At 42.3% G+C, this 6,166-nt stretch carries 3 protein-coding genes and 1 tRNA gene; all 4 read right to left on the bottom strand.

The genetic code is table 11. From position 1 onward, the window contains the following. Positions 1-480: 480 nt before the first annotated feature. On the bottom strand, positions 481-840 hold the full coding sequence (locus BZG78_RS11095; RefSeq protein ID WP_077661239.1) for a hypothetical protein: 360 nt from the start codon (positions 838-840) through the stop codon (positions 481-483). 81 nt (positions 841-921) lie between these two features. After that, on the bottom strand, positions 922-3,672 hold the full coding sequence (locus BZG78_RS11090) for a restriction endonuclease (RefSeq protein ID WP_077661238.1): 2,751 nt from the start codon (positions 3,670-3,672) through the stop codon (positions 922-924). Positions 3,673-4,143: 471 nt separating this feature from the next. Beyond that, positions 4,144-4,234: transfer RNA gene (locus BZG78_RS11085), tRNA-Ser, on the bottom strand. Positions 4,235-4,414: 180 nt separating this feature from the next. Then, positions 4,415-5,623, bottom strand: a complete 1,209-nt coding sequence (locus tag BZG78_RS11080) for a NupC/NupG family nucleoside CNT transporter (RefSeq protein ID WP_077461092.1) — start codon at positions 5,621-5,623, stop codon at positions 4,415-4,417. Positions 5,624-6,166 lie beyond the last annotated feature (543 nt).

Here is a 6,166-nt window from a genome sequence, read left to right as displayed (position 1 = left end):
AATATACACTCATCAAGGTACTCAATGACTATATCTTTTTTCTCTTTAAATGCAGCTTTCCTCAATTTCAGAAAACTTAATAAACATTTCATGGGAATATCTCATATTTGATGTAAACAATTGATAGCTTAGACAAAAGCTAGCATATATCGTTCACTAAAATATTATAGAAACTCCACTCTCACGTGATGAGCGATATAACGAATGACATGGTTTCCCCTCTTTAAGATCTGCCACACTTAGGTGCGGCTTTTAATACCGGAGGCAAATATGTCTACTCAATTCTTTTGTGGTGTTTACTTCGCCAATCATCACTTTTTAGGTAACAATGTATCCGCTTGTTTCTTGGCTGCGCTCGCGCTGAAAAAAGTGCCAGACGCAGCGCCTACCTATGCGCATTCGAGCTATTTACTTAATAAAGCAACGGGCTTTTTCAACACCCAAATAAAGTGTCGGCTACGCGACACTTATTCTTATTTGTTATGTGCGTTGTTCCACATGCGTAAAGATCTTTATAAACTCTGCTTCAGAAATGGTAATATTTAATTCTGACTTAAGTTTTTTGTACAAAGCTTTTGCGAGTTGATCGTTAGACAAATCATTGTATTGTGGATACTGGCGTCTAAACACCGAAATTATGCTTTTCTCCTCGAACAACTGAGGCGTTGAAAATTGTTGGCAACCGTATTCGAAACGACACAAGCTTACTTCACCCGTTAAGATGTTAGTTTTATGTACTAACCCTACTTGAATTGTGTCAGTTCGATAAAGCCCACCATTCAAAAAGAAAGCAGAACAAACAGCCGAAATACCCAGCACAACACTCGCCAATAATTTCAATTAAACCTCCTAGCACATAACGCCTCATTCAGAGGCAAATAATTGTTGGCTAAAATAGCGACGCAGGAGCAAAGCCAACATTTATATGTCCTGCTGTAATGACTTGTTAGGGCGCCCTGGTGGAGTAGGTACAATAGTTAACTCGATTCCCTCTTTAACCCAAGAAGACCATTGTTTTAGTATCCCGCCATTTCTCACTTTGGAGCCTTTTGACCAATTAAGTTCAAATTCATCTGAAATTTTCTCTGCAATTTCTCTAGTATCTAAATCAGGGGATTCTGTCATTAGATCGATACAACTTAAAAATGAACTTTCATTTTTAGCTGCAGCCCATATAGCTTCTTTGTTACCACCCGATTTTTCTATTGAATCCATATTTAAAGTTACTAACCCTTGATTGACCGTGACAAGCTCAAACCTTTTCAAAACCGAGAGTGCATTTCTTTGTACGTCTTCAATTTTAGCCCCTGAACTCGAAATATTTTCCATTTCCATAAGAACGGAGAATGGTGATACCGATATAGAAAATACCATCCCCCTTTGTTTGCCTCTTCTTGCAAGCCCCTCACGGTCTAATATTACAGTTCCTGTATCTTGAACAACGATATTTCTTCCTGCTTGCAATAGGAAGCCTGTGTAAATCAAGTAGTTCGTAAGTCTGTTACAGTATGTATTCCATGTTTTATCTCCAAACTTAGCTTTTGGGGTGCATTGTTTAAGATTTTCTAGGATAGTATCGTGGTTAATAGTTTTTCCTGCATGATTCTTAAACAGCAGTATTTTTAATGCATGCTTACTCATTACATTACGAAGTGATTTCAGTATTGTCTCTTCATCATTGTTGCCAAGCTTGCTACTTACCTTGAAAGATGTTCCATCTCTTTCTGCTAAGCCTAACATCACGAGATCCGCACCAATATTCCAAATGGTCTTTTCATTAAGAGCTGTTTTTTGCCCAATTTCACCTGAAGTTACATACTTATCAATAAGTAATTTTGTACAAATATTTAGAAGAGACGATACGTCAGATGATGGAATATAATTGTAAGGGACAACAGGAACATTGCCGGATAATAAATAATCTTTAAAAATATCCCAATACACATTGAGGCGATCACCACTTTTAATGACTAGACGCTTGTGTACCAAACTATTAAGAACTGTCGTTCCAGAAGTTTCAATGATTTCACTCCAATCGGCAGGTGCTTTTTGAGCAATAAGTCTCAAGCAAACTAATTCTTGTTGTGTTAGTACATCTAAATCTGCTTCAAATAAACGTTTAATATCAAGATCTACAAATAATGAGTCAGTATTCTCTCCCTTTACTATGCCTTCATAGAGGTTAATACATAACTTTTTCAACAACCATGGAAAGCCCTGACTAACTTGAGAGATCTGGTGTCTAATCTCTGCAGATATTTTTTGATCTATTTCCTTTTCAAATTTAGTTAAGGAATTAGATATTTCTCCACTTTCAAAAACCCCCAACCGAAACTCTTTTCGGTGATCAGATAGTTCGTGCCACAAATGATATGCGGGGTGATCTTGTTGAGTCGTACTATCTGTCTTCCAAGCGAAGCCAAGAACAATATTACTTTTACTGCTTGCTACATCGAGCATTAGGTCTTTTGCAGCTTTAAAAATACCAAATAATTCAGGTTTAGAGTAGAGCTCTTCAAACTGGTCGAATATCAAACAAACAACTTGTTCTTTTTCTCTTAAAGAGTCCAGATATGCGCTAATACTCTCAGAATTTAAAGGCGAGCTAGGATCAGTAAGTGATAAGTCGCTTGTATTACCAAAACCATTTTTTTGCGCTTCTCTCAAAGCTTCAATTAAAGATGCTGGAATATATGAAGGCTCTCGGGCACCACGAATATCTACAGCGTAAACAAAATACTTTTTTCGGTAGTGCTTATTTCTTGCTCTATCTCTAAGTTTCGCTATTAAAGAGCTTTTCCCTAATCCAGAGTTGCCTGTTATAGCAAAAATTCTTGTACCTGAGTTAGTTTTCGCTGAACTTAGAAAATTTAATATATCTTTTTGAGTTACATCTCTACCTACGAAATCTTTAGGCCTTGCTGGACGATAATCATCCCATGACTCTCCTATTTGCACCTCGACAACTGGTGGTAATTTTTTAGATAAGTTTGTGGAAATTGATTGCTCAGACTTAATGCCTATCTCAAGATCATAATCAGCTAACGTACTATCCAATAAAGACAAATTATTAATCGTTTCTTTGTCTTTTATATGCTCGCCTGTCGAGGCACTATAAACTAGAACGCCAAAAGGTGCTCCACCTTTTAGTGTATAGACACACCAATAAACACCGAACTCTGATAGTAGTAATGTCCAATCACCTAATGCGTCAGATGAGCCAGCAAACTTTTTCGCTGAATCGGTTGGAGGGGTGCGAATAATTGACGCACTTTTTAGTGAGTCAATTATTAATTCTGGAGTATAAAAACTCAAGCGAGATGATTTCTCTTTCGGTTTCGTTTTCCAGCTTTCTACAAAGCCTTTTGCGTCTTTGGTTAGCTCTGATGTCGTTATAAGCCAACCTTCAGAATAATCTTCAAAATCTACAGTCCCCCATAATTGCCTTAATACGGGCGCAGAAACAGGGTCTTTTTGAGCCTTACACTCTACATATATTTCTTTACCATTGACCTTATGCTTACAAAGTAAATCCAGTTCAGCACCAACTGTACGAATTTCTTCAATTACATCATAGTTTTGCGCCAATAATAGCTTTTTAGCTAACCCTTCAAGAAGATCTCCTTTTGCTTTTTTACTACTGCCATTTTTACAGGAAACTTCTATTTTCATGTGTAATCCTTTCTTTAGTGCTGAACTCTGTAGGTGGCTTACGCCCTAACATTGTATTAGTGCGCATGCGCGATTTCCCAAAATCGTTATACGCGGCTTTCCTCATCTAACCCACTGTTATGAATAACATTTTGAGCCTTTAGGGTCTGTCTCTTTTCCGAGAAAGTGTGCATGCCGCCTATCTCGGCTCAGGCGTTCACATTATCCCAAAACAGTACCACCTAACCCACAATGCGTTACCACGCAGGAGCGTGGGAACGAGATGATAGGCTCAGCAGCGCTCACGCTACCGCCCTCTGGTTAGCGGCGTCCAAAAGGCCTTACAGGGCGATTTTTTGCGGGCTAGGTTATCAGATGCTGGGCAGTGTGTTTAGGCAAAGGGGTCTAAAATGTTGGCGCGGTCAGGGTTTGGGGATTTGTGGGGGGATAAACGCAAAAAAGCCGCTGACTGAGCAGCGGCTTTTTTATATGTGGCGGAGAGATAGGGATTTGAACCCTAGAAGGGCTATTAACCCTTGCCGGTTTTCAAGACCGGTGCTTTCAACCACTCAGCCATCTCTCCGGAACGCGGCGTATATTATTGGGTTCGCTTTGGCTTGTAAACCCTTTATTTACCGCTTCTTGTCTGTTCGCTCAAGCTGTGATCAGCTTGGCGAATATGTTAGCAAAAGGCGATTAGCTTGCCGCCAATCGCCCTGCTTTTACTGAGATACTTTAACCGAGTCTCGTTACCGCGCAATGTTTATAGCGCGATAAAAATACCCGCCAATGCCGCACTCATTAGGTTGGCAAAGGTGGCAGCAATCACCGCGCGCACGCCTAAGCTTGCCACATCTTTGCGGCGCTCTGGCACCATGGCACCAATCGAGCCAAGTTGAATGGCAATCGAGCCGATATTGGCAAAGCCACACAAGGCAAAAGTCACAATCACCTGGCTTTGCACCGACAGGTTGGCTTTAATATCGGCAAAGGATAAGAAGGCGACAAACTCATTAAGCGCAATCTTCTGTCCCAAGAGGTTGCCGACATCAAACACTTCATGCACGGGTACACCGGTAAGCAGCGCCAGGGGTGAGAACAGGTAACCAAACAACATTTCTAGGCTTAAGCCGTCAATGTCGACCAACTCCCCTAAACTACTCAGCCCGGCGTTTAGCATCGCAATCACACTGATAAAGGCCACCAGCATGGTGCCGACCGCAACCGCGACTTTCATGCCGTTCATCGCCCCGCTAGCCAATGCATCAATCGCGTTTGCTTGGTCGCTATCGCTGATCTCAACCTGGCTTTGCTCGGCCGGTGTTTCTGTCTCTGGGACGATGATTTTGGCCATCAATAGCCCACCCGGTGCCGCCATAAAGCTCGCCGCAATCAGGTATTTTAAATCTACACCCATCGCGGCATAACCGCCAAGCACACTACCGGCCACCGAGGCCATACCGCCGACCATCACCGCAAATAGCTCTGAGCGAGTCATTTTGCTAAGAAAAGGGCGAACCACCAAAGGAGATTCGCCCTGAGAAAGAAAGATGTTACTGGTGGCTACCAGCGACTCAGCTCGACTGGTGCCGAGTAATCGCTGTATGCCCCCGCCGAGCAATTTAATAACCCACTGCATAATGCCGAGATGATAAAGGAGAGAAATCAGCGCACTGATAAAAATGATTAACGGCAGAACTTTAACAGCGAAGATAAATCCATCATTGGCCAGCGGACCAAATACAAATTCTATGCCTTCGTTGGCGAACGATAACAACTTAGCCGCGCCATTGCTCATTGAGCCCAGCATGGCTTGCCCAAAGGGGATATAGAGCACTAACGCCGCGAAACCGGCTTGCAAACCAAACGCGCCGAGCACGGTACGCCAATTGATAGCTTTACGGTTAGTGGAAAATGCGCACGCGCACAGAACCAGAGCGACGAGACCTGCCGCACTATAGAGGAGTTGCATAAATAGATTACCTTGCCGTGTTGTATTGCACTTGCGGTACGGATGAGTACGACACGCTGCCGGGGAGGCAAGAGGTTCCATCATGCGTTACATCGTACCGCGGGTTCGGTGAAGGTGGGCCCTACCTTGGACGCTTTTTCTTCAGCCGCGAATCGCGACACAGCCACTCTTTGCCTATCACTGAGCAAAGAGCGCATGTTGGGCGAGCATTCTATTGTGATTGGAGTCTCATTTCCAGCAGAATTTGATCTTAGATCACACTTATTCAGCCCTGATTGCACCCTGCTAAGATCTTTTCCGGCGCTGTCTGCTCTCTCAGACAATGGTCGGATGTTTATCGCTTTATATTTATGTCAGGTTAGCGGTGTTGGTCATTCGCACCCAGCGTGACGCCTACTCTGAATAAATATGGCAAGACTGGTTGACACGTTTAACTCATATGCTATTCATGGGTAGCTATTGACAAAAACACTGAAGGCAAAACGATAAAAATCGGCCTTACGCGTAAAATATAAAAGCAATAGCGTTAAATCATAAAATTAA

Source organism: Salinivibrio sp. MA351 (assembly GCF_001996065.1).
Classification (GTDB): Bacteria; Pseudomonadota; Gammaproteobacteria; order Enterobacterales; family Vibrionaceae; genus Salinivibrio; species Salinivibrio costicola.
Note: the sequence above shows the minus strand (reverse complement) of the source record. Positions and strands in the feature narration are given on the sequence as shown.

Bases quoted from the DNA above. Each gene is read 5' to 3' on its own strand.
- BZG78_RS11090 (WP_077661238.1), bottom strand. From the start codon at position 3,672: ATGAAAATAGAAGTTTCCTGTAAAAATGGCAGTAGTAAAAAAGCAAAA.
- BZG78_RS11080 (WP_077461092.1), bottom strand. From the start codon at position 5,623: ATGCAACTCCTCTATAGTGCGGCAGGTCTCGTCGCTCTGGTTCTGTGC.